At 61.3% G+C, this 22,924-nt stretch carries 15 protein-coding genes and 6 pseudogenes; 11 read left to right on the top strand and 10 right to left on the bottom strand.

The window, feature by feature from the left end; genetic code table 11:
• Positions 1-47 precede the first annotated feature (47 nt).
• A pseudogene (locus AB4O25_RS03835) lies at positions 48-1,750 on the top strand (amidase).
• Between the two features lie 48 nt (positions 1,751-1,798).
• Here the strand turns inward: AB4O25_RS03835 and AB4O25_RS03830 are convergent.
• Together AB4O25_RS03830 and AB4O25_RS03825 are read right to left on the bottom strand one after the other, a co-directional pair.
• Positions 1,799-2,533 carry a CPBP family glutamic-type intramembrane protease gene (locus AB4O25_RS03830; RefSeq protein WP_460150523.1) on the bottom strand — a complete coding sequence of 245 codons (735 nt, stop codon included), beginning with the start codon at positions 2,531-2,533 and terminating at the stop codon, positions 1,799-1,801.
• Positions 2,533-2,751, bottom strand: a complete 219-nt coding sequence (locus tag AB4O25_RS03825) for a DUF6434 domain-containing protein (RefSeq protein WP_460150521.1) — start codon at positions 2,749-2,751, stop codon at positions 2,533-2,535. Before AB4O25_RS03825 ends, AB4O25_RS03830 begins: the two co-directional genes overlap by 1 nt.
• Before the next feature lie 243 nt (positions 2,752-2,994).
• Here AB4O25_RS03825 and AB4O25_RS03820 point away from each other — a divergent pair, with 243 nt between their 5' ends.
• Positions 2,995-3,420 (top strand): nuclear transport factor 2 family protein, encoded by a 426-nt coding sequence (locus AB4O25_RS03820; RefSeq protein ID WP_017530434.1) that lies wholly within the window; start codon positions 2,995-2,997, stop codon positions 3,418-3,420.
• Positions 3,421-3,432: 12 nt separating this feature from the next.
• Here the strand turns inward: AB4O25_RS03820 and AB4O25_RS03815 are convergent, their stop codons facing one another.
• Positions 3,433-4,758, bottom strand: a complete 1,326-nt coding sequence (locus tag AB4O25_RS03815; RefSeq protein ID WP_017530435.1) for an aminotransferase-like domain-containing protein — start codon at positions 4,756-4,758, stop codon at positions 3,433-3,435.
• A gap of 91 nt (positions 4,759-4,849) precedes the next feature.
• Between AB4O25_RS03815 and AB4O25_RS03810 the strand changes: the two genes are divergently transcribed.
• Positions 4,850-5,740, top strand: coding sequence for a DMT family transporter (locus AB4O25_RS03810; RefSeq protein WP_065878461.1), 891 nt, complete (start codon positions 4,850-4,852; stop codon positions 5,738-5,740).
• Here AB4O25_RS03810 and AB4O25_RS03805 read toward each other — a convergent pair.
• On the bottom strand, positions 5,737-6,294 hold the full coding sequence (locus AB4O25_RS03805; protein ID WP_460150519.1) for a YceI family protein: 558 nt from the start codon (positions 6,292-6,294) through the stop codon (positions 5,737-5,739). The two genes, AB4O25_RS03810 and AB4O25_RS03805, sit on opposite strands and share 4 nt — an antisense overlap.
• An 87-nt stretch (positions 6,295-6,381) precedes the next feature.
• Between AB4O25_RS03805 and AB4O25_RS03800 the strand changes: the two are divergent.
• Both AB4O25_RS03800 and yghX read left to right on the top strand, forming a co-directional pair.
• Positions 6,382-6,870, top strand: a pseudogene (locus AB4O25_RS03800) (PaaI family thioesterase); the annotation flags it as partial.
• 48 nt (positions 6,871-6,918) lie between these two features.
• Complete coding sequence (gene yghX / locus AB4O25_RS03795; protein WP_267864454.1) at positions 6,919-7,806, top strand: YghX family hydrolase; 888 nt, start codon at positions 6,919-6,921, stop codon at positions 7,804-7,806.
• Here the strand turns inward: yghX and AB4O25_RS03790 are convergent.
• Positions 7,803-8,676 (bottom strand): annotated as a pseudogene (locus AB4O25_RS03790) (LysR family transcriptional regulator). The gene yghX and the pseudogene AB4O25_RS03790 overlap by 4 nt on opposite strands.
• A 131-nt stretch (positions 8,677-8,807) precedes the next feature.
• On the opposite strand from AB4O25_RS03790, the gene ampC reads away from it, so the two are divergent.
• Positions 8,808-9,962 (top strand): class C beta-lactamase, encoded by a 1,155-nt coding sequence (gene ampC, locus AB4O25_RS03785; protein ID WP_068934821.1) that lies wholly within the window; start codon positions 8,808-8,810, stop codon positions 9,960-9,962.
• 5 nt (positions 9,963-9,967) lie between these two features.
• Here the strand turns inward: ampC and AB4O25_RS03780 are convergent, their stop codons facing one another.
• Positions 9,968-10,915, bottom strand: a complete 948-nt coding sequence (locus AB4O25_RS03780) for a polyprenyl synthetase family protein (protein WP_065878449.1) — start codon at positions 10,913-10,915, stop codon at positions 9,968-9,970.
• Positions 10,916-11,214: 299 nt separating this feature from the next.
• Here AB4O25_RS03780 and AB4O25_RS03775 point away from each other — a divergent pair, with 299 nt between their 5' ends.
• Positions 11,215-12,171 carry a terpene synthase family protein gene (locus AB4O25_RS03775; RefSeq protein ID WP_460150518.1) on the top strand — a complete coding sequence of 319 codons (957 nt, stop codon included), beginning with the start codon at positions 11,215-11,217 and terminating at the stop codon, positions 12,169-12,171.
• A 241-nt stretch (positions 12,172-12,412) separates the two neighbouring features.
• On the top strand, positions 12,413-14,245 hold the full coding sequence (locus tag AB4O25_RS03770; RefSeq protein ID WP_460150516.1) for a serine hydrolase domain-containing protein: 1,833 nt from the start codon (positions 12,413-12,415) through the stop codon (positions 14,243-14,245).
• Positions 14,246-14,363: 118 nt separating this feature from the next.
• On the opposite strand, the gene AB4O25_RS03765 is transcribed toward AB4O25_RS03770, so the two are convergent.
• Complete coding sequence (locus tag AB4O25_RS03765) at positions 14,364-15,650, bottom strand: ATP-binding protein (protein WP_460150514.1); 1,287 nt, start codon at positions 15,648-15,650, stop codon at positions 14,364-14,366.
• Entirely contained in the window at positions 15,651-16,358 is a 708-nt protein-coding gene (locus AB4O25_RS03760; protein ID WP_017527912.1) for a winged helix-turn-helix domain-containing protein, read from the bottom strand.
• Between the two features lie 157 nt (positions 16,359-16,515).
• Here AB4O25_RS03760 and AB4O25_RS03755 point away from each other — a divergent pair, with 157 nt between their 5' ends.
• Positions 16,516-17,715, top strand: a complete 1,200-nt coding sequence (locus AB4O25_RS03755; RefSeq protein ID WP_017527913.1) for an MFS transporter — start codon at positions 16,516-16,518, stop codon at positions 17,713-17,715.
• Here the strand turns inward: AB4O25_RS03755 and AB4O25_RS03750 are convergent.
• A pseudogene (locus AB4O25_RS03750) lies at positions 17,671-18,274 on the bottom strand (MiaE family protein). The gene AB4O25_RS03755 and the pseudogene AB4O25_RS03750 overlap by 45 nt on opposite strands.
• A 152-nt stretch (positions 18,275-18,426) precedes the next feature.
• Between AB4O25_RS03750 and AB4O25_RS03745 the strand changes: the two are divergent.
• Positions 18,427-19,289: pseudogene (locus AB4O25_RS03745) on the top strand (universal stress protein).
• Positions 19,290-19,355: 66 nt separating this feature from the next.
• Here the strand turns inward: AB4O25_RS03745 and AB4O25_RS03740 are convergent.
• Positions 19,356-19,826, bottom strand: coding sequence for a DUF1289 domain-containing protein (locus AB4O25_RS03740; RefSeq protein WP_017527916.1), 471 nt, complete (start codon positions 19,824-19,826; stop codon positions 19,356-19,358).
• 399 nt (positions 19,827-20,225) lie between these two features.
• Here AB4O25_RS03740 and acnB point away from each other — a divergent pair.
• Positions 20,226-22,843 (top strand): annotated as a pseudogene (gene acnB, locus AB4O25_RS03735) (bifunctional aconitate hydratase 2/2-methylisocitrate dehydratase).
• The last annotated feature ends 81 nt before the right edge of the window (positions 22,844-22,924 follow it).

Genomic DNA, 22,924 nt, shown 5'->3' with positions numbered 1-22,924 from the left:
ACGTAGACTGCGGCGATACCACAACTGAAGGCGGCGAAGAAAACGTCATGCAAGTTACCGAAGTCTCCATTGCCCAATTGCGCGCTGCGCTTGAATCCGGCCAGACCACTGCGGTGGAACTGGTCAAGGCTTACCTGGCCCGGATCGAGGCCTACGACGGCCCGCAGACCGCCACCGCGTTGAACGCCGTGGTGGTGCGCAACCCGCAAGCCCTGGAAGAAGCCGAGGCGTCCGATGCGCGCCGCGCCAAGGGCCAAACCCTGGGGCCATTGGATGGCATCCCCTACACCGCCAAAGACAGCTACCTGGTAAAAGGCCTGACCGCGGCCTCCGGCAACCCGGCGTTCGCCAAACTCGTTGCGCATCGCGACGCCTTCACCATCGAACGCCTGCGCGCCGGTGGCGCGATCTGCCTGGGCAAGACCAATATGCCGCCGATGGCCAATGGCGGCATGCAACGCGGCGTGTATGGCCGCGCAGAAAGCCCCTATAACGCCGGCTACCTCACCGCGCCGTTTGCCTCCGGCTCGTCCAATGGCGCCGGCACCGCAACGGCGGCCAGCTTCGCCGCGTTCGGCCTGGCCGAAGAAACCTGGTCGAGCGGACGCGGCCCGGCGTCCAACAACGGCTTGTGCGCCTATACCCCATCGCGCGGCGTAATTTCGGTGCGCGGCAACTGGCCGTTGACCCCGACCATGGACGTGGTGGTGCCGTTCGCGCGCACCATGGCCGACCTGCTCGAAGTGCTCGACGTGGTGGTGGCAGAAGACCCGGACACCCGTGGCGATTTGTGGCGCCTGCAACCCTGGGTACCCATCCCCAGCGTCGCCTCGGTGCGCCCAGCCTTCTATGCCGAACTGGCCGCTCCAGCCGAAGCCCTCGCCGGTAAACGCTTCGGCGTGCCGCGCATGTACATCAATGCCGACCCCGACGCCGGCACCAGCGAAAAACCCGGCATCGGCGGCCCGACCGGGCAGAAAATCAACACCCGTGCCAGCGTGATCGACTTATGGAAAGCTGCACGCGCGGCGCTGGAAGCCGCCGGCGCCGAAGTCATCGAAGTGGATTTCCCACTGGTCTCCAACTGCGAAGGCGACCGCCCCGGCGCGCCGACGGTGTTTACCCGTGGGCTGGTCTCCAAAGAATTCCTGCACGACGAGTTATGGGAGCTGTCGGCCTGGGCGTTCGACGATTTCCTGCGCGCCAACAACGACCCAGCGCTCAACCGCCTGGCGGAGGTAGACGGCCCGCAGATTTTCCCCACGACCCCGGCACCCTGCCCAACCGCGAAGACGACCTCGCCGCCGGTATGGACGAGTACGTGCGCATGGCGCAACGCGGTATCACGCCGTGGGACCAGATCACCAGCGTGCCCGACGGCCTGCGCGGCCTGGAGCAAACCCGGCGCATCGACCTGGAAGACTGGATGGACACACTGGGCCTGGATGCGGTGCTGTTCCCCACCGTGGCCGATGTGGCCCCGGCCGACGCCGACGTGAACGAAGCCAGCGCCGACATCGCCTGGAGCAACGGTATCTGGGTGGCCAACGGCAACCTCGCCATCCGCCACCTGGGCGTACCCACCGTCACCGTGCCGATGGGCGTGATGGCGGATATCGGCATGCCGGTGGGGCTGACGTTTGCCGGGCGTGCTTATGATGATTCGGCGCTGTTGCGTTTCGCGGCGGCGTATGAGGCGACGGGCAGCAAGCGCCTGGTACCGCCGCGTACGCCGCCGTTGGCGAGTTGAGTAAACGCGGCCCGGGTGCGAGATAAGCCCGTTTGATTGCAGTTCAAATCAGCGGGTATAGGGCACGGCAATCAACAGGATTGCCGTGCCGTGGGTCAACGTCGCCGCCAGCACGCCGTAGCGCATACGCACCAAGGCGCAGGCCAAGCCTTCCAACAAGGTAAACAACAACACCGGCCAACCCAGCCGGGTCACGCTCAAAGCCAGGAACGCATGGCAGGCTGCAAACGCCACACCGCTGATCAAGGCAGCACGCAATGGCGTCACCTGCTGCTCCAGATACCCCTGCAAAAAACCGCGAAACAGCAGCTCTTCCAACGCATTGGCGCAATAGGCAAGCACCACCATGCCGGGCAACCACGCCCAGTAACCGGGGATCGCCGCGCCATCGATGGCTTGATAAAGCCGCAGCGGCATGCCAATCAGGCAGCCGACGGCAAGGCCAACCACCACGCCGGCCAAGCCACTGCCTTTGACCCACACAACCAGTCGCCACAACTCGGGCGCCGCCCGTGCAAGCAACATAATCAGTAGCAGCGACAGGCAACCCAGTGCCCCCAACACGAGTGTATTGGCCGAAAAGGCGATCTGTACATCGCTGCCGAGCGCCCACAGGTCTAACGGCGTCATCGCATCTCGCATCAGCACAAACGCCGCCAGCAAGATCAGGATACGCATCGCCACCAGTGAGCGTGGCGTAGCCGCCCACCACACGCCAAATAGCAGCAGGCCAGGCAGCAGATGGAAGAGGTAGTTGACCAGCACGCCGAAGGCGGACGTCATCACCCCCGTGGGCCCGCATTGCGGCGTAACCACTCATCCACCACGTCACCCAGGGTCTGGGGCGTTTCGTCGCGAATCCAGGCCATGAACGGGCGGTCGAATTTGAACGCAGGGCCACAGTGCAACAGCATGAAGCGGCGTACGTTCTGGGTGTTTTTATAGCCAGGCGTCACCGGCGTGGCGCGGGTGAGAGGGTTGCTGTGCCAGTCAAAATCCATTTTTGTTCCCGGGCAGTTTTTGATGTCCGCAGTAGCATAGCTATCTGCCAGCCATCTAGGAAGCAACCGGGTATTCCGAGTAAAACTGATAGATGTGTTGAGACGTCGTATAAGGGCTTCCTATGCTCAACTGCCCATCTTTTCTGAATATTTCAGATTTCACTTCCCCTCCCCCTAAAAAATATTGCATGGTTGTACGACGACTCAAACTGTCGTAAACATCAACAACAATAAGGAACCCCCATGCAAAACATCAAAGTGCTGATCGGTTTTCTGTGCCTGTTCAGCGGCTACGTCACGGCTGCCCCGGCCGATCAGGATGTCGCCCAAGCGGTCGACCACCTGACCCAAGCCATGCTGCACAAAGACATCAAGCAGTTGCAGGCGCTCACCGCCGAGAAACTCACGTACGGCCACTCCAGCGGCAAGATCCAGAACAAACAGGAGTTCATCGCCGATATCGAGACCGGTCGCAGCGGCTTCAAGACCCTGGAAATGCAGAAGCAGACCATCACCCTGCAAGGCGATACCGCCCTGGTGCGCAACCACTTTCACGCCCAGGCAGTGAACAGCGGCGTTGAAGTACCCACCGACATCGAGAACTTCCAGGTGTGGCAGAAACAGAAAGGCCACTGGTTGCTGATTGGTCGTCAGGCGTTCAAATTCTGATCGCCCGCGGGCTCACCACGCCACCACCTGGCGCACCTTGAGCAACGCCCCGCGCAGCGCCGGCATATCCACCGAGCCCAAGGCCAGGCGCAGCGCGTGGGGCACTTGGGCCGAGACGGCAAATGGCTCGGCGGTCGACACCGAGATGCCCTCGCGCAGTAGGGTCATGGCGACTTGATCGGCGCGGGCCTCCTCTGCCAATGGCAACCACAAAAAGTACGATGACGGGTGACTGCTATACGCCAGCCCCTGCAACACGTGCGCCGCCAGGGCTTGGCGCGCCTGGGCGTCATGGCGTTTTTGCGTTTCCAACTGCGCCACCGTGCCATCTTCGAGCCAGGCCACGGCAATGGCGCTCATCACACCGGGCACGTTCCAGGTGGTCGCCATGACGGCGCGTTCCAGCTGTTTCGCCCAGGCCGGCGGTGCGGCGACAAACCCCACGCGCAGCCCGGTGGCGACACTCTTCGACAACCCACCCACGTACACCGTGCGCTCCGGCGCCAGGCTCGCCAGCGGGGGTGGTGCGTGTTCGGCCAGAAATGCGTAGGCCGCGTCCTCAATGATCATCAGGTTGTGCTGACGGGCGACAGCAACCAGCCGTTCGCGTTGCGGCAGGTCCATCACCCAGCCCAATGGATTGTGCAAGGTCGGCATGCTGTACACCGCGCGGACCGGGCGCTTGCGACACAGGGCGTGGAGGTAATCCAGGTCCGGGCCATGGGGGGTCACCGGGATGGCGACGATTTCCAGGTGCAGGGTTTCGGCCAACACCTTGAACCCCGAATACGTCAACGCGTCCACGGCGATCACATCCCCAGGCTTGAGCAGCGCCATCATCGTTACCGCCAGACCATGCTGCGCACCGCTGACCATCAGCACCTGCTCGGCTTCCACCGTCAGGCCCCGGCGCAGCAAGTGCCGCGCCATCGCTGCACGCTCATGCAGGCGTCCGGCATGGGGTTGGTAACGCAGCAGCGCCTCCAGGTCGCCGGACAACGCCAATTGGCGCAACGCGGTGCGCAGCAGTTCGGCCTGGCCCGGCAACGACGGGTAGTTGAAGTTGAGGTCGAGCAGGCCGGTCGCTACCGTCATTTGCCCACTGCCCTGCCCCGGCGGCAACGAAATCTCGCGCACGAAGGTGCCGCGCCCGGTTTCGCCGCTGACCAGGCCCATGGCCGCAAGCTCCGAGTACACACGGCTGGCGGTGACCAGGGCAAGGCCATGCTCGGCCGCCAGTTGGCGATGGGTGGGCAGGCGCGTGCCGGGGAGCATGTGCCCCGAGCGAATGGCTTCGGCGAAGGAGTCGACCAGCAGCTTGTAGCGGGCACGGGGCATTGGCGATGTATCCATGACAATTTTTTGATTGTCTTGATCTTCGATCCTAGGATGGCTCTCACGCAACCTTTCTTTGTTTCGGACGCCGCCCATGGAACGCACCTCCCCGCTCGACACCCCGGACAGCAATACCCAGGGCTGGATCAACGGCTTTATCGGCGTGCTGATTTTCAGCGGCTCGTTGCCCGCCACGCGCCTGGCCGTGCTGGAGTTCGACCCGGTGTTCCTCACCCTGATCCGCGCCACCATTGCGGCGCTGCTGGGGCTGCTTTTGCTGTGGCTATTCAAGGAAAAACGCCCCATGCGCAGCCAATGGGTACCGCTGGTCATCGTTGCGCTGGGCGTGGTGATCGGCTTTCCTTTGCTCACCGCCCTGGCGCTGCAATACGTGACCTCCGCGCACTCCATCGTATTCATCGGCCTGCTCCCCCTGGCCACCGCGATCTTCGGTGTGCTGCGCGGCGGCGAGCGACCGCGCCCGGCGTTCTGGCTGTTTTCGGTGCTGGGCAGCGCCCTGGTGATGGGTTACGCCTTGGCCCAAGGCTTGAGTGCCGCGCCTGCCGGTGACGTGTTGATGCTATTGGCGGTGCTGGTGTGCGGCCTGGGATACGCCGAAGGCGCCAAGCTGTCGCGCAGCCTGGGCGGCTGGCAGGTGATCTGCTGGGCGCTGGTCGTGTCGCTGCCGGTGGTGCTGCCGTTGAGCCTGGCCCTGGCGCCATCCAGCTTCACCGGCATCAGCTTGCCAGCGTGGCTGAGCCTGGCGTATGTGTCGTTGTTCAGCATGTTGATCGGCTTTGTGTTCTGGTACCGCGGGCTGGCCCAGGGTGGCATCGCCGCCGTCGGCCAGTTGCAGTTGCTGCAGCCGTTCTTCGGCCTGGCACTGGCGGCGGGCCTGCTGCATGAACAGGTAAGCCTGGGCATGGTACTGGTGACGGTTGCCGTGATCGGCTGCGTGGCCGGCGCCAAGGAGTTCGCCCGCTAGCGCTGCGGCGCGACCATCTTGAACTTGATACGGATGTCGTTGGACACCACGCTGTTGCCGGCCCACTCCCCCTCGCCGATCTTGAAGTCACCTCGCTTGAGGGTGAATTCGCCGTCGAATATGCCAATGCCATCCAGCTCCTTGAGCAGCACCTGCACGTCAACCGGGCGGGTGGTGCCCTTGATGGTCAGGTTGCCGCTGATCTTGAAGCGGTTGTCGCCCAGGGCCTTGACCGCCGTGGACTCATACACGCCCACCGGATAGGTGGCGGTATCAAACCAGGACGCGCGTTGCAGGGTGTCATTGGCATCGTCGCTCCCGGCGTTGATGCTGGCGAGCTGAATCTTCAGCAACGCGTGCCCCGCCTCAGGTTTGCGGGTATCGAAGGTCAACGTACCCTCGAACTGGCCGAAGGTGCCGTAGACCTGCTGCCCCAACTGTTTGTAGGTAAAGGTGATCTGGCTGGCGGTGGGGTTGACGTCCTCGTACTCCACGGCCTGGGCGCTGGCGATGCAGCCCAGCACAAGGGTAAGCCCCAACAGTCGACGTTTCATGCACCGCTCCGCAAAAAATTGGCTGTATTCCCATCAGGCGCGGGTCCTGCTAAACAGAGTAACCGCCCATTACAACAAGGAGTTTGCATGCACTTCCCTTCTCTGCAAGACATCACGGCCCCGGAAGGCATTTGCTACGGTTGCGGCAGCAGCAACCCCCACGGCCTGCACATCAAGAGCCGCTGGGACGAGGACCGCATCCACGTCATCGCCGAGCACCAACCCGAGCCTCAATACAGCGGCTGGCCCGACCTGGTCTACGGCGGCCTGATCGCCATGCTGGTGGACTGTCATTCCAACTGGACCGCCATGGCCTACCACTACCTGGCCGAACACCGCGAACCCGGCAGCCTGCCGCGCATCGACTGCGTCACCGGCAACCTGGGCATCAAATTTATCAAGCCCACCCCCATGGGCGTCCCGCTGACCCTGCGCGCACGGGTCGAAGGCGACGTGGGGCGCAAAAGCCGCGTGGTCTGCGAGGTATACGCGGGCGACGTGCTCACCGCAATCGGTGATTCAGTGTTCGTGCGTGTCGACACCGGCCATCTGGCCGCCGCCGCCCATGGCCGCGAGTTGAACCTGGTCTACATTGATTGCCACCACCCCTCGAGGATTGCACCGATGGCTCGTCTCACCGCGCAGGACTTTGCCCCCGAACTGCTGGAACTCTACGACGGCTACGCACATGGCAAGCTCAACCGCCGCGAGTTTCTCGACCGCGCCGCGCTGTTCACCTTCGGCGGCCTCACGGCATCGGCCCTGCTCGCCGCCCTGAGCCCCAACTACGCGCTGGCCGAACAAGTCAAATTCACCGACCCTGACATCGTCGCCGACTACATCACCTACCCCTCGCCCAAGGGCAACGGCACGGTGCGCGGCTACCGGGTGCGCCCGGCCAAGGCGGCAGGCAAGTTGCCCGCCGTGGTGGTGGTTCACGAAAACCGTGGCTTGAACCCTTATATCGAAGACGTCGCCCGACGCCTGGCCAAAGCCGGGTTTATCGCACTGGCGCCGGACGGCCTGAGCTCCGTCGGCGGCTACCCCGGCAATGACGAAAAAGGCGTGGCGCTGCAACAGACCGTCGACCCTACCAAACTGATGAACGACTTTTTCGCGGCCATCGAATGGCTGATGCACCACGACGACAGCACCGGCAAGGTCGGCATCACCGGCTTCTGCTACGGCGGCGGCGTGACCAACGCAGCGGCGGTGGCCTACCCTGAACTGGGCGCGGCGGTATCGTTCTACGGGCGTCAGCCGCAAGCCCAGGACGTGCCGCGCATCAAGGCGCCGATCATGTTGCATTTCGGTGAGTTGGACACGCGGATCAACGAAGGCTGGCCGGCGTATGAGCAGGCGTTGAAGGCGGCGGGCACGACCTACGAGGCATTTATCTACAAGGGCGCCAATCACGGTTTTCACAATGATTCGACGCCACGCTATGACGAGGCCGCGGCGAATCTGGCGTGGGAACGCACCCTGGGATGGTTTCGCAAATACCTGGTTTAACCCGCGGCAGCCTGCAATAGCCAGCCCTTGAACGCCGCCATCGCCGAGGTCTCGCTGCGCGACTGCAAGCGCGTCAGCCAATAGCTGCCGGTGGTGATGCCCACGTCGAACGGCTGGCGGATCACACCCCTCCAGCTGTCGCGCAAACATCATCGCTGGCGCCAACGCCACGCCGGTACCTTGCAGGGCCGCTTCCATCATCGCCAGCGACGAGTCAAACATGATGCTGCGCGGCACCAGGGTGTCGGCCGGCAAGCCGGCGGCGTGGAACCACAGGCTCCATTCATCGGCGCGGTAGGAACGCAGCAAGGTGTGTTTCAACAGGTCACGCGGGGCGTGCAATTGCTCGGCAAACTGCGGCACGCACAACACGGTCAGCGGCGCTTCCAGCAATGGGCAGGCGTGCGTGCCGTGCCAGGCGCCGGCACCGAAGCGAATCGCGTAATCCAGGCCTTCGGCGGCAACATCGACGCGGTTGTTATGGGTGGACAGGCGCAAGTCAATAAACGGGTAGCGTGCGTGAAAGTCCGGCAGACGCGGCAGCAGCCATCCCACGGCAAAGGTACCGACCGCGCCGACCGTAAGCACCTCACGGTAGTGGCCGCCTTCGAACTGGCCCAAGGTGGTGGCGATGCGGTCGAAGGATTCGCGCAGCACCGGCAGCAGCGTTTCGCCTTCGCGGGTGAGCATGAGCCCCCTCGGCAGCCGCTTGAACAAGGTGACATTCAACTGCGCTTCCAGGCTTTTGACCTGATGGCTGACGGCCGCCTGGGTCACGCATAACTCAATGGCCGCGCGGGTAAAGCTCAAGTGCCGGGCTGAAGCCTCGAATGCACGCAGTGCGTTGAGGGGCAGGTGGGAACGCAGCATGGTTGACCCTAAATTTTCTAATGGCTGGTGCGAAATATGATCGGTTGCCTCCAGGCGCCAAACTGCCTAGATTTGCGGCGCCTGCTCAGGCTTTGACCGCCAATGCTTCACCTACATGGAAGCGAAACATCATGCACGAAAAGTCTCATCTCAACGTACGAAACATCTTTATTTGCGCCTTACTGCTCGGTTCCGGCACTTGCATGGCCGCCCCCGATTTGCGCAAGGTCGTGGACGATAACGTCGAACCACTGATGCGACAAGAACAGATCGCCGGCCTGTCGGTGGCCGTGGTGAGCCGAGGCCAGGTGCAATACTTTAACTACGGTGTCGCCTCCAAAGAACAACAGCAACCCATCACCCAAGACACCCTGTTCGAAATCGGCTCGGTGAGCAAAACCTTCACCGCCACCCTCGGCGGTTACGCCCAGGCCACCGGCAAGCTCAAGCTCGCGGACAAGGCCAGCCAACACCTGCCGACCCTCAAGGGCAGCGCCTTCGACCACATCAGCCTGCTGCAACTGGCAACCTACACCCCAGGCGGCTTGACCCTGCAGTTTCCGCCGTCGGCCGACAGTGCCCAGACCATGCTCAGCTACTTCCAACACTGGCAACCGACTTACGCCCCCGGCGCCCAACGCCTTTATTCCAACCCGAGCATCGGCCTGTTCGGCTACCTCGCCGCACAAAGCCTGGGCCAGCCGTTCAATACAGCCATGGAAAACACGCTGCTGCCCAAACTGGGCCTGAACAACACCTACGTCCACGTACGGGCCGACAAGGCCGCGCTGTATGCCCAGGGTTATGACAAACAGCACAAACCGGTGCGCGTCGGCCCCGGCGCACTGGACAGCGAAGCCTACGGCATCAAGACCAGCGCCCACGACCTGGCGCGCTACGTGATGGTCAACATGCACCCCGACACCCTGGAAAAACCCCTGCAACAAGCCATCGCCACCACCCATACCGGCTACTACACGGTAAACGGCACCACCCAGGCCCTGGGCTGGGAGTACTATCCCTACCCGATCACGCTGCAAGCCTTGATCGACGGCAACTCCACGCCCATGGCAATGGAGCCGCACACGGCCAATTGGCTGGCGACACCGCACGTACAACCCGCCAACGTCCTGTTCAACAAAACCGGTTCAACCAGCGGCTTTGGTGCCTATGTGGCGTATGTGCCGAGCAAGGACATCGGCGTGGTGATCCTGGCAAACAAGAACTACCCGAATGCCGAGCGGGTGAAAGTGGCGCATGCAATTCTGAGTGCGGTGGATCAATAACGCCACTACCTGAGCACGCGCTTGTAGTAATCATCATCAGCAGCAGGTTGGAAGTGAATATCACGAATAAACGCTTCCAGCCTTTTGTTTTTTCGCTGGGTACAGGAGTGTCCAATAACGGCCAGACCGTTGAGGATCCGGCAGTAAGTTTCTTCCATCACGACTATTGCAAGATCGAGCACACCCGCGTCGCCAAATGCTCGGATGATTTCATTCTTTTGGTCAAAGGAGCGCTTTTCCTTAGATAACGGCTGCCCGGCCAGGATCATTAAAAATGACTTTGGCCCTCCTTCGAGATCCGTCGCGAAGCCTTTCTTCGCAAAATGCGGAATATGATTCACATCGCAATAATCATTAACGTATCGATAGTAGACGGCCAGGTCATACAGCAACGCTTTCAACGCCAAGTACGTGTCCTCATCCACAGGCTTCAAACACTGGCAGGCATTCAATAAAAAAACGAAAAAACAGCCCGTATTGGCCTGAGCGATCAACCTGTAGTCGTCCAGCGAAGGCAATGCCGTGCCTTCACTGGCACACACGTCAAGGTGCTGCCCAATATGCAGGGCTTCGAGGCTTTCGAGACCGGTGGTGATGACGCCCTCGTTACCCAGGGAAGCAAGACGTTGGAGACCAGCCAGGTACCCGTGCATTCCTGAAATAATCGCCACCGTCGCACCGTAGGTTTTCCATACCGATGGTTGCCCCCGACGTAGGCAGTCCGCATCGAACACATCGTCATGTATCAACGAAGCGGTGTTCATCAGTTCAACCGACTCACACAACACATGCGCCTGCGCTGCTGGCACACCAAACAGCATGGCAAGCGCCCAGCCAAGCTCAGTGCGGATCAACTTTCCCTGGAAGCGGGACTGGTAGGCGAACGGCTCGATCCACCGAGACTTAGCGCGTGCATAGCCCGTGTTATCAAAGCCGTAGAAAGAGCTGTTCATAGGGCAGGCCTTATTCGTGCAATGTGTTTACTCGCCAGTAAAAGACCCTCACACTGCCAGGCCACCGCTTTACCCAGATATTGATTCCTGCACTTAACCTTAGCGACGTGCACGTCAAACATGCTTTTTTTAGCAATTAAGAACACTCAACATATAACGCAGAGGCTTATCCCGCCCTGATAGGTAAATAACTGGCTTCGCCAGCAAATCCTAACTTCATTCAAAAACCTCTAACGCTCGTTCCCAGGCTCATCTATCTTACATACCAAGTTCCTTTCAAACACCACTGGATACATAAGATGACCGGGTTACTGTCTGCCGGGACGACTTTTCCACTGAGCCCCTACACGGACGAAGCGCAACAACATACTCGTCAGTGGCTCAGCCGCATGGGACTTGGAACCACGCCCCATGCGGCCCATCAATTAGATATCTACGTACCGGGCACTTATGCCGGTTACATGTGGAGTGATGCGCCTGCGGACATACTGATGATTCTGTCAGACCTGGTGGGTTGGTTCAGTTGCCAGGATGACCTCGCCGACGAGGACTGCAGAGACCCTGAAGTCCTCGAACGCCTGATTCGTGGCGTATATACCCACGCGTTCACCGCAAATACGGTGAGCCGCGAACCGCTCGCCTGTGCACTCGCAGATATCATGCGCAGAGCTGCTCGGCTGATGCCACCTATCTGGAAGCAGCGCGTCGCAGAGCAATATGCAACTTACCTCGCTCCATGCGCCATCGCCCTGATGCATCGCTTGCACCACACCCAGCCGGGTAACGAAGGTTATGGACACCTTTGGCAAAATGCCGGTGGGTTCCAGGTGTGCCTGGAGTTCACCTACTTGGCGCAAAACATCAACTTGTCATCAGACCTTTACTACAGTGCTCCCTGGCAGGAACTGCGCAGCGTGGCGCTGAACTTGTTCAAGGCGGTTAACGATGTGTTGTCGTTTCCCATCATGGAAAACCCCGACGAGGATGTATTCAACCTGCTGACTCATCTCAGGCACGCCCATGGAAATTCCGTACACCAAGCAACCCAGAACGTTTCCCAGCGTATTGAGCAGTGGGCTGAGCGCTTTGCGCCCAGAGCCGTGCTACCCGCACAACTGGCAATCCTGGGGTTTGACGAGCGCAGCCAGGAACAAGCGAAAATCTGCGCCCAGGCCCTGCATAATCAATGGCGCGGCAATATCGCCTGGCATCTGGTAGCGCCGCGCTACCAGACAGTACGCTTCAATGGCGAATGAAAAACACCGGGGACCTCTCCGGCCTGGAAAAAGGCCGATACACGGAGGGCCGCTTCACCGGCACGCAAGACGTGGAAAACGCCATCAACCCACATAGCACGGTGATTCATTCGCCAGCACTGAATGCGCTTCGACCTGGCCCGTTAACAGTCTTTGACAGTTTCTCGACAAAGCAGTCAAAGACCTTCAAGTCGCCCACCAATAGCATTCGAGCCTCCAAACCCTCTGTTGGAGGCTCCTCATGCTTGGCACATTGCGCAGTATTACGCTGCTTGGCTGCCTGTTGGGCAGTGTCGGCTGTCATCGCCAGCCGCCTGCCCCGCCGCCGATTCCCAAGGGCGACTACAGCGCGATCATTCGCTACCTGCAAACCCGCATTGTGCAGGACATGGCCCGGGAGCACATACCCGGGCTGTCCATCGCGCTGGTCAACGGCCAGGAGTTGCTCTGGGCCCGTGGCTTCGGCATGGCCGACACGGCCATGGGCATTGCGGTGACACCCAATACCGCGTTCCGGGCGGGCGCAATCTCCAAGCTGTTGACTGCCGGCGCGGCGCTGCAATTGGTGGAGCAGCGGCGCCTGGCGCTGGATGCGCCGATCCAGCAGACCCTGCGCGAATTCCATGTGCGCTCGCGGTTCCACCAGGACCCGCACGACGCTGACCGCGATATCACCCTGCGCCGCCTGCTCAGCCATCAATCCGGCCTGCCCAGCGAACATCTGCGCGACCTGCGCACCACCTTCGCCATGGGCCAGATGCCGATGCGCGTGTCGGGTGCATGGCTGAGCGCGCCGCCCGGCACCCAGGTGGCCTATTCCAACCTGGGCTACACACTGGTCGGAGCGGCCATCGAACGCAGCAGCGGCAAGGACTTCGAAACGCAACTGCAACAGGGCCTGCTCACCCCTCTGCAGATGAACCACGCGAGCTTTGTGGGCACCGCCGCGCAATCGAGTTATCGCGCCGTGGGGTATGAGGACGGGGTCGCGAGTGCCGACGCTCAAGTGCGCGACCTCGCCGCCGAGGGCTTGTGGGCCAGCCCCAGAGACCTCAGCCATTACGTGCAAATGCTCTTCGCCGACGGGCTCTACAAGGGCCAGCGGCTGCTGCACAACCAATCGATCGATGAGATGTTCCGCCAGCAAAACACCGGCAATGCCCTGGACTTCGATTGCCAGATGGGCCTGGCCTGGTTTCTCGCGCCGTGCGGTGACGAGCCCATCGGCCCTGGCGTGCGAACCTTCCAGCACAGTGGCGGCGGCGATGCGTTTGCCGCGCAATTGAGCCTGCTGCCCGATCAGCAACTGGCCGTGATCATTATGGCCAACGACAGCAACGCCGAAGACCTGGTCGCCCGGCTGAGCACCGATACCCTGCGCCTGATGTTCCAGGCCGCCACCGGCGCACCCGCGTGCAGCGCAGACTGCCAGCCGCCGAGCCACGGGCTCAAGCTGCGCCAGGTACCGACAGCCACCGACCGCAAGCGCCTGGCCGGCTTCTACGCCACGGCCTGGGGCGTATTGCGCATCAAGGACGACAACACGCGGTTGGCCGTTGAATGGGCTGGCGACACCTTCGAACTGGTACGCGATGAAGAGGGCTGGCTACGCGCGCAGAAAAAGCTGCTGGGCTGGTGGCCCAGAGACCTCGGCGAACTGGGCCGCGTGCAATTGGATGTGGTCACAGTGCTGGGCAGGCGGATGCTTACCGCGCGCAGTTACGGCCAGCGCATTGCCGTGGGCGAACGCATCGAGGCACCGCCCCTGCCCATGGCCTGGGCCAACACCGTCGGCACCTATCAAGTACTCAATACCCACGAACCCAACGCGCCGTTGAGCGGCATCAGCGTGCGCCTGGAAGACGGCTTCCTGGTGATACGCGGCCAACTGCACAGCGAGCCCCTGACCGACTACATCCTGCTGCCGGTGGACAACGCCCATGCCGTACTCGCCGGCAGCGGTTATGGCCTGGGTGACACCGTCAGCCGCCAGATCAACGGCCTCAGCGCTTCGGGCTATGCCTTCAAACGTACCGACTCCCCGCACCCACCCTTGAGTTTCCGGCAAAAATAAAACCGGGGGGGGGGGGGGGGGGGGGGGCGGCTGGACGCCGACCGGCTCGAAGGCAGGGTGAGATCAGGTCATGTGCGCAGATGGGGTGCTGGGCTACACGTTCCGATCGTCCGCGGCTTTAGACATGTTGTTCAGCATAGGCCCAGGTCATTCGAAACGAGGCCCCGCCCCATTCCGAATCCAACACATGCACCTGCCCGCCATGCCACTGCGACACCCGCTGCACCAGCGCCAGGCCGAGGCCGAAGCCGCCGGTACGGCGGTCGCGGCTGGCATCCAGGCGCATAAAGGGCTGGAAGATTTTCGCCCGGCCCTCTTCGGGCACGCCAGGACCGTCGTCGCACACCCGCACTTCATAGCCGCTGCCGAATGTGATCAGCGACACCTCCACGCGGCGCTCGGCGTAACGGATGGCATTGCGCAGCAGGTTGATCACCGCCCGCGCCATAAAGCGCGGTTCGATCTCGATCACGTCCACCTCGCAGGTGCGCAACGACAACTGAATACCCGCCGCCTCAGCCTCCAGGGCCACGCTGCCGATCACGCTGTCGAGCCAGCTATGGGCTTCGATGCGTTCGCGAGTGACCTGGGTCGCGCCGCGCTCCAGGCTGGCGTAAGTGAGCAGCTCGGAGACCATTTCTTCCAGCTCACCCAGGTCGGAATACATATCAGCGATCAGTTCGCCGCGCTGGCGCGGATCGGCCTGTTGCTTGAGCTGATCAAGCTCGAACGACAAGCGCGCAATCGGCGTGCGCAATTCGTGGGATACCGCGTTGGTCAGTTCGCGCTGGTTGGCAATCAGGCTTTCGATGCGTTCCGCCATCTGGTTGAAGTGCCCGGCCAGCTCACGCACCGTGGAACGGCGCGGCAGCAGGATGCGTGACCCCAGGTCGTTGTCGCCGAAACGCTGGGCGGCCAGGCGGATATGCTCCAGGTCGCGCCAATGCGGGCGTACCCAAAAATACAGCACGATCGCCAGGCACACTCCGAGAAACCCATAGGCCCACAGGTACAGCCACTTCGGCTCTTCCGGCAGCTTGATTTCCAGCAACTGCGGGCCGCCATCGATAGTCGCCAGAAACTCCATGAAGTCGCCGCGCACCACCAGCAGGCCGTCGTTGAGCAGCGCCTGTTCGCGGGCTGTGAGGCTAAGGCTGTCTTTGGGCACCAGTTTCAGGCGCAGCCCGTAATGGGCTTGCAGGTCGGCCAGGCGGGCCTGGCGCGCATCGCCAAGCACCGGGCGCAATTGCTCCACCAAACCATAGGCGGGGCCACGCATGGCTTCGCGGTTATAGGTTTCGTTGGCTTCGGGCAGCAGTTCGTCGAAGGTGTAATTGACCAACCAGATCGCCCCCGCCAGGCCGAAAGCCAGAATCACATACAGGCGCAGAAACAGGCGCAGCATCTAAACCTCCCACGCAAACGGATTGAACAGGTAGCCCTTGCCCCAGATCGTCTTGATGCACACCGGCTCGCGCGGGTTGTCGTTGAGTTTGCCGCGTAGCTTGCTGATGTACACGTCGACGCTGCGGTTGAGGCCGTCAAACGCGATGCCCCGCATGCGGTTAAGAATGTCATCGCGGGACAGGATGGTGCCCGCGTTACTGGCCAGCAGCCACAGCAGTTCGAACTCCATGGTGGTCAGGTCGATGTTGTCGTTCCCCAGGCTGACCACCCGGCAACTGCGGTCGATCGTCAACCGGCCGAATTCCACCGCACCGCGCACCGTTGGCTCCGGCGCCTGGCGGCGTTGCAGCGCACGCAGGCGTGCCAGCAGCACCGGCGGCTTGATCGGTTTGATCACATAGTCATCGGCGCCGGACTCCAGGCCGAGGATGTGGTCCAGGTCATCTTCCTTGGCGGTGAGGATCACGATAGGCGTGTCGGACACCGCGCGAATCCCACGGCAGACGTGCAAACCGCTCTGGCCGGGCAGCATCAGGTCGAGCACGACAATCTTGGGCTTGAAATCGAGGAACGCGGCCAACGCCTCGTCGCCCCGGTGCACCACCCGCACCTCGAAACCATGCTGCGCCAGAAAATGCGCGACCAGCCCTGCCAGCTTCTCATCGTCCTCAACGAGCAAGACCTTGCCCAGACCCAGGTTTTCCATAAGTTCTCAGTGTGCAAACGCCGATTGAAGAGGCGGCATTATAGGTGGCAAGCTGCGCAACTGAATCAACTGGCCAGCAGCGCCCGATGAAGCTTCATCCTTTTAAGAGTTTTTAACAAATAGCCTGCAATTTTTAACGCCATTCACAGGGAGTTGTATGCGCAAGGATTACCTGGCGTTCTTTGTCTCGCTGTTTCTGTCACGGCTGGCCGATCAGATTCTGCTGTTCATCGTGCCGCTGATGGTGTTCCAGAGCACCCGCAGTGTGTCGTGGGCCGGGCTGGCATTTTTTGTCGAGTCACTGCCGCGCTACCTGGCGTTTCCCGTGTGCGGGGCGTTGTGCGACAGGTTTTCGCCGGTGCGTATTCTGCATATCAGCCAGGTTTACCGCGCCGTGGCCTGTGGTGTGGCGGTGGCACTGTACGGGATGTTCGAAGGTATTTACTGGCTGGTGATGCTGTCGGCACTGTGCGGGGTGTTGACCACCCAGGGCATCATGGCGCGGGAAGTGCTGATGCCGCATATCTTCAAGCACTACACCTATGCCAAGACCTTGTCCTATTCCCAAATCGCCGACCAGAGCGGCCTGGTGCTCGGCCCGCTGGTCGCGGCGCTGTTGCTTGAGGTGTGGGCCTGGCAGTGGGTGGTGCTGGGCATCGGTGGGCTGTTTGGGCTGGCGGACCTGGCCATGCTGACCTGGCAACGCCACACCACGGTGAACCTGCAACGCCACGCCCAGCAACATGATATCGGGCTGCAACCGCTGCGCATCGCCTGGGGGCATATTCGTAGCCTGGTGGAGCTCAAGCGGGTCATTACCCTGGCCATCGGTGTGAACCTGTTGATCGGCGTGACGCTGGCCACTTCGGCGGCAATGGTCACGGGCCAATACGCGGCCAGCAAGGATGCCTACGCCCTGCTGCAAGGCGCGGGGGCGATGGTTACCCTCGTGATTCTGTTTTACCTGGCGCGCTCATCATTAGGCTTGAAGACCATGGGCGGGTTGTCGTATTCGATGATTGCCGCCGGGGCATTGATTATGGCGATCAGCTCCAATGTGTGGGGCTATGCGCTGGGTTTCCTGCTGGTCAGCGGTTTCGACAAAATGTTCAACGTGTACCTGCGCAGCACACGCCAGCGGGTGATTCCGGTGCAGGACTTCGGCAAGACGGTAGGCGTGATCACCCTGCTCAACAACCTGCCGCAACCGCTGGCGGGCTTGATGGTTGCCGTGCTGGCCGCACCGCTGGGCGCGCAAACGGTGATGCTGCTGCTCACAGCGATCACCCTCTTGATCGGCGTGGCGGTGGCCTCAGGCTGGCACGCCACTGTGAAAGCGGAACTCGATGTCGGGTGACTCGATCAGTTCCTGCTCGGCCGCCCTCACCCGCTCGATCACCTGCGCGACGTCCTTGGCGTCGCCGGTACTGGTAGGCCAGCTTCAGGTAACCCTGGAAGTGCCGCGCCTCGCTTTTCAGCAGGCCGAAGTAGAACTTGCCGAGTTCTTCGTCCAAATGCGGCACCAGCGCTTCGAAACGCTCGCAACTGCGCGCTTCGATAAAGGCGCCGACCACCAGGGTATCCACCAGCTTCACCGGCTCATGGCTGCGCACCACTTTGCGCAAACCCGAGGCATAACGGCTGGCGTGCAGTTGGCGCAGCTCAATCTTGCGCTTTTTCATCAGGCGCATGACCTGCTCGTGGTGCACCAGTTCTTCACGGGCCAGGCGCGACATCATATTGATCAGGTCGACATGGCCGTGGTACTTGGCGATCAGGCTCAGCGCCGTGCTGGCGGCCTTGAATTCGCAATTCTTATGGTCGATCAGCAGCGTTTCCTGGTCGGCCAGCGCCGCCTGGACCCAAGCGTCGGGGGTGCGGCAACCGAGGAATTCGTGGATGTCTGGCAGGTTCATCGGGCTCACGGGCAAAAGGATCACAAAAGGTCGGCGATTATACCGACCACGCCGAAGACCACCAGCCACTGGCCTTGATGTGCATCAACATGACGTGCCGCGCCAGGCAACTATAGTTATTCCAACGCCCGCCCCTTTTGGAGATCCCGACCATGCAAGCCATCCGCAGCATCCTGGTGGTCATCGAGCCCGAGCATTCGGAAAGCCTGGCCCTCAAGCGCGCCAAGCTGATCGCCGGGGTGACCGATGCACACCTGCATTTGCTGGTCTGCGACAAAAAGCATGAGCATTCGGCGCTGTTGAGCCTGCTCAAGGCCGGCTTGCAGGAGGCCGGCTACAGCGTCACCACCGAACAGGCGTGGAACGACAGCCTGCATGAAACCATCATCGACGTGCAGCAGGCCGAAGGCTGTGGCCTGGTGATCAAGCAGCACTTCCCCGACAGCCCGTTGAAAAAAGCACTGCTGACCCCGGCGGATTGGAAGCTGTTGCGTTATTGCCCGACGGCGGTGCTGCTGGTCAAGACCGCCACGCCCTGGGCGGGCCGCGTGATCCTGGCGGCGATTGACGTGGGCAATACCGACGGCGAGCATCGGTCGCTGCATAACTCGATCATTGATCACGGTTTTGACATCGCCAGCCTCGCCAAGGCGCAGTTACATGTGATCAGTGCCCATCCGTCGCCGATGCTGTCGGCCGCGGACCCGACGTTTCAGCTTAAAGAAACCATCGAGGCGCGCTATCGCGAGCAATGCAAGGCATTCCAAGCCGAGTTCGACGTGGATGACAGCCACTTGCATATCGAAGAAGGCCCGGCGGATGTGTTGATTCCTTTTGCAGCGCACAAATACCAGGCAGCCGTCACCATCATCGGCACCGTGGCGCGCAAGGGCTTTCCGGCGCGCTCATCGGCAATACGGCGGAAGTGATCCTCGATGCCGTGGAAAGCGACGTACTGGTGCTCAAACCGCAGACGCTGATGGATCACCTGCAGGAGCTCGCAACCGAGCCCTGACGCTGATCTCCAAAACAATGAAGATCAATAGGTGGGAGCAAGCCCCCACATTCTGGACTTGTGTTGTCAGTCGGCGAGCGCATCTCTCAGGAAACCGGGCGCGATATAGCGCTGGTAATGCGCCTCGGACAGGATAAAAAACTCGCGGTCGATGGCATCGCGCAAGTCCGGCAAGGGCCAGTCGCGAAACTCCGGCAACAGCACCATGCCATAGGCTTGCAGATTGGAAATCACCCGCGCGCCCCGAGCGATCAGTTGGTAGGCCCAGCAGTAAGGCGACTGGTGCGGCACGAAGCGGATCTTGCGCTGCTCCAATTGGCCACGCAGGGTGCCGGGGTCAAAAATTTCCACTTTGCCGGCCATGACCTGCACCAGCAGTTGCTCCAGGCGCAGCCATACTGCGCGCTTTTCTTCTTCGTCATAGCCGTTCCACTGGATCACTTCGTGGTGGAAGCGCTTGCAGCCGCGGCACACCAGATCGCCGTAAACCGTGGAGCACAGGCCGACGCAGGGGGTCTTGATGGTTTGGTTGGGCATAGGGCAACGACACGCAAATCAGCGAAACAGTGCGCCATGTTAGCCCTTTGTCTAAGGTTGATCACCCAGCAAACTTGCCGTGGCAACTTACCTTTAGAAATTTTTTGCCGTAGAATCACCCGGCCTTGTAAGGCGCCAATAATCCGCTGGAAGCTGTTTTCAAAGCGTCACGAGCACAGTCGTTCCTTCAGAACGGTGTTGGCGATGGTTATTACCCGGTAGGTCAATAGCCAACGCCAACCCTCATCAGCTCCGTTCTGCAGGCGTAAAACTTTGAAAGCAGCTTCTGTAAGGAATGCCGGCAGCGCTGGCTTTGCGGCCCAAAAAAGCCCCCGAGCGCATGCGTGCCGTTCATTTCTGGATGAGCGTCCCGTGGGACCACTGATGAGGGTAATAACTGTGCTTGAAGCCTACCGCAAACATATCGAAGAGCGCGCAGCCCTGGGTATCGTTCCCCAGCCGCTTAACGCCGAACAAACCGCAGGCCTGGTCGAGCTGCTGAAAAATCCTCCGGCTGGCGAAGAAGAATTCCTCGTTGACCTGATTACCAACCGCATTCCACCAGGTGTTGACGAAGCTGCCTACGTCAAGGCCGGTTTCCTGTCTGCCCTGGCCAAGGGCGAAGCCACTTCCCCCCTGATCGACAAGAAACGCGCCGTTGAACTGCTTGGCACCATGCAAGGCGGCTACAACATCGTGACCCTGGTCGAGCTGCTGGACGACGCCACGCTTGCGCCTGTCGCCGCCGCCCAACTCAAGCACACCCTGCTGATGTTCGATGCGTTCCACGACGTGGCTGAAAAAGCCCGCAACGGCAACGCACACGCCAAAGCCGTGATCCAGTCCTGGGCTGACGGCGAGTGGTTCCGCAACCGCCCTACCCTGGCCGACAAGATCAGCCTGCGCGTGTTCAAGGTCACCGGCGAAACCAACACCGACGACCTGTCCCCTGCCCCGGACGCCTGGTCCCGCCCTGACATCCCGCTGCACGCCCTCGCCATGCTGAAAATGGCGCGCGAAGGCATCGTGCCGGACGAGCAAGGCAAGACCGGCCCGATGAAGCAGATCGAAGAAATGCGTGGCCAAGGCTTCCCGATCGCCTACGTCGGTGACGTGGTCGGTACGGGTTCGTCGCGTAAATCGGCGACCAACTCGGTACTGTGGTTCTTCGGCGACGACGTGCCTTACGTGCCGAACAAGCGTGCCGGCGGCTTCTGCTTCGGCAGCAAAATCGCTCCGATCTTCTACAACACCATGGAAGATGCGGGCGCTCTGCCGATCGAATTCGACGTGACCAACATGAACATGGGCGACGTGATCGACCTGTACCCACATGCTGGCAAAGTCTGCAAACACGGCACCGATGAAGTCCTGACCACCTTCGAAATGAAGACGCCGGTGCTGCTGGACGAAGTCCGCGCCGGCGGCCGTATCCCGCTGATCATCGGCCGTGGCCTGACCGACAAGGCTCGCGCTGAGCTGGGCCTTGGCCCTACCGACCTGTTCAAGCTGCCTGAAGCGCCTGTCGACACCGGCAAAGGCTTCACCCTGGCGCAGAAAATGGTCGGCAAGGCCTGCGGTCTGCCGGAAGGCAAAGGCGTTCGCCCAGGTACTTACTGCGAACCGAAGATGACCACCGTGGGTTCCCAGGACACCACAGGTCCCATGACCCGTGATGAACTCAAAGACCTGGCGTGCCTGGGCTTCTCGACCGATCTGGTGATGCAGTCCTTCTGCCACACCGCGGCCTATCCAAAGCCGATCGACGTAACCACCCACCACACCCTGCCTGACTTCATCATGACCCGTGGCGGTGTATCGCTGCGTCCAGGCGACGGCATCATCCACAGCTGGCTGAACCGCATGCTGCTGCCGGACACCGTCGGCACCGGTGGTGACTCCCACACCCGCTTCCCGATGGGCATCTCGTTCCCGGCCGGTTCCGGTCTGGTCGCGTTTGCCGCAGCCACTGGCGTGATGCCACTGGACATGCCGGAATCGATCCTGGTTCGCTTCAAAGGCAAGATGAAACCTGGCATCACCCTGCGTGACCTGGTTCATGCGATTCCTTACTACGCGATCCAATCGGGCCTGCTGACCGTAGAGAAAAAGGCAAGAAAAACGCCTTCTCCGGCCGCATCCTGGAAATCGAAGGCCTGAACGACCTGACGCTGGAACAGGCTTTCGAGCTGTCCGACGCCTCGGCCGAACGTTCGGCTGCCGGTTGCACCATCAAGCTGTCCAAAGAGTCCGTCACCGAGTACCTGAACTCCAACATCACCCTGCTGCGCTGGATGATCGGTGAAGGCTACGGCGATGCACGCACCCTGGAACGTCGCGCCCAAGCGATCGAAGCCTGGGTGGCCAACCCTGAGCTGATGGAAGCCGATGCCGACGCCGAATACGCCGAAATCATCGAGATCGACCTGTCGGAAATCAACGAGCCGATCCTCTGCGCACCAAACGACCCGGACGACGCTCGTCTGCTGTCCAGCGTTGCCGGCGAGAAGATCGACGAAGTGTTCATCGGCTCGTGCATGACCAACATCGGTCACTTCCGCGCTGCCGGCAAGTTGCTGGAACAGGTCAAGGGGCAGCTGCCAACCCGTCTGTGGCTGTCGCCGCCGACCAAGATGGACGCTCACCAATTGACCGAAGAAGGCTACTACGGCATCTACGGCAAGGCCGGCGCGCGCATGGAAATGCCGGGCTGCTCGCTGTGCATGGGTAACCAGGCACGTGTTGAGCCGAATTCGACCGTGGTGTCGACATCGACCCGTAACTTCCCGAACCGCCTGGGTGACGGCGCGAACGTCTACCTGGCCTCGGCTGAGCTGGCGGCAGTGGCGTCTACCCTGGGTCGCTTGCCGACTGTCGAAGAGTACATGGGCTACGCAGCGAAACTGGACACCATGGCCAGTGACGTCTACCGCTACCTGAACTTCGACCAGATCGCCGAGTTCCGCAAGATCGCAGCAAGCGCCAATATCCCGGTGATTCAAGCCCTAAGGTGTTGATGTAAAAAAACGCCGCGTATCGCAAGGTACGCGGCGTTTTTTATGCCCGGAATACGGTGTTCACAACACTGAAAGGCAAAT

Source organism: Pseudomonas sp. S3_A03, assembly GCF_054668275.1.
The sequence above is the reverse complement of the archived record's forward strand: the minus strand, read 5'-3'. Positions and strand labels throughout refer to the sequence as shown.

Excerpts from the sequence above, each read along its gene's own strand:
- AB4O25_RS03830 (WP_460150523.1), bottom strand. The coding sequence starts at position 2,533 with ATGACGTCCGCCTTCGGCGTGCTGGTCAACTACCTCTTCCATCTGCTG.
- AB4O25_RS03825 (WP_460150521.1), bottom strand. The coding sequence starts at position 2,751 with ATGGATTTTGACTGGCACAGCAACCCTCTCACCCGCGCCACGCCGGTG.
- AB4O25_RS03820 (WP_017530434.1), top strand. The coding sequence starts at position 2,995 with ATGCAAAACATCAAAGTGCTGATCGGTTTTCTGTGCCTGTTCAGCGGC.
- AB4O25_RS03815 (WP_017530435.1), bottom strand. The coding sequence starts at position 4,758 with ATGCCCCGTGCCCGCTACAAGCTGCTGGTCGACTCCTTCGCCGAAGCC.
- AB4O25_RS03810 (WP_065878461.1), top strand. The coding sequence starts at position 4,850 with ATGGAACGCACCTCCCCGCTCGACACCCCGGACAGCAATACCCAGGGC.
- AB4O25_RS03805 (WP_460150519.1), bottom strand. The coding sequence starts at position 6,294 with ATGAAACGTCGACTGTTGGGGCTTACCCTTGTGCTGGGCTGCATCGCC.
- yghX (WP_267864454.1), top strand. The coding sequence starts at position 6,919 with ATGGCTCGTCTCACCGCGCAGGACTTTGCCCCCGAACTGCTGGAACTC.
- ampC (WP_068934821.1), top strand. The coding sequence starts at position 8,808 with ATGCACGAAAAGTCTCATCTCAACGTACGAAACATCTTTATTTGCGCC.
- AB4O25_RS03780 (WP_065878449.1), bottom strand. The coding sequence starts at position 10,915 with ATGAACAGCTCTTTCTACGGCTTTGATAACACGGGCTATGCACGCGCT.
- AB4O25_RS03775 (WP_460150518.1), top strand. The coding sequence starts at position 11,215 with ATGACCGGGTTACTGTCTGCCGGGACGACTTTTCCACTGAGCCCCTAC.
- AB4O25_RS03770 (WP_460150516.1), top strand. The coding sequence starts at position 12,413 with ATGCTTGGCACATTGCGCAGTATTACGCTGCTTGGCTGCCTGTTGGGC.
- AB4O25_RS03765 (WP_460150514.1), bottom strand. The coding sequence starts at position 15,650 with ATGCTGCGCCTGTTTCTGCGCCTGTATGTGATTCTGGCTTTCGGCCTG.
- AB4O25_RS03760 (WP_017527912.1), bottom strand. The coding sequence starts at position 16,358 with ATGGAAAACCTGGGTCTGGGCAAGGTCTTGCTCGTTGAGGACGATGAG.
- AB4O25_RS03755 (WP_017527913.1), top strand. The coding sequence starts at position 16,516 with ATGCGCAAGGATTACCTGGCGTTCTTTGTCTCGCTGTTTCTGTCACGG.
- AB4O25_RS03740 (WP_017527916.1), bottom strand. The coding sequence starts at position 19,826 with ATGCCCAACCAAACCATCAAGACCCCCTGCGTCGGCCTGTGCTCCACG.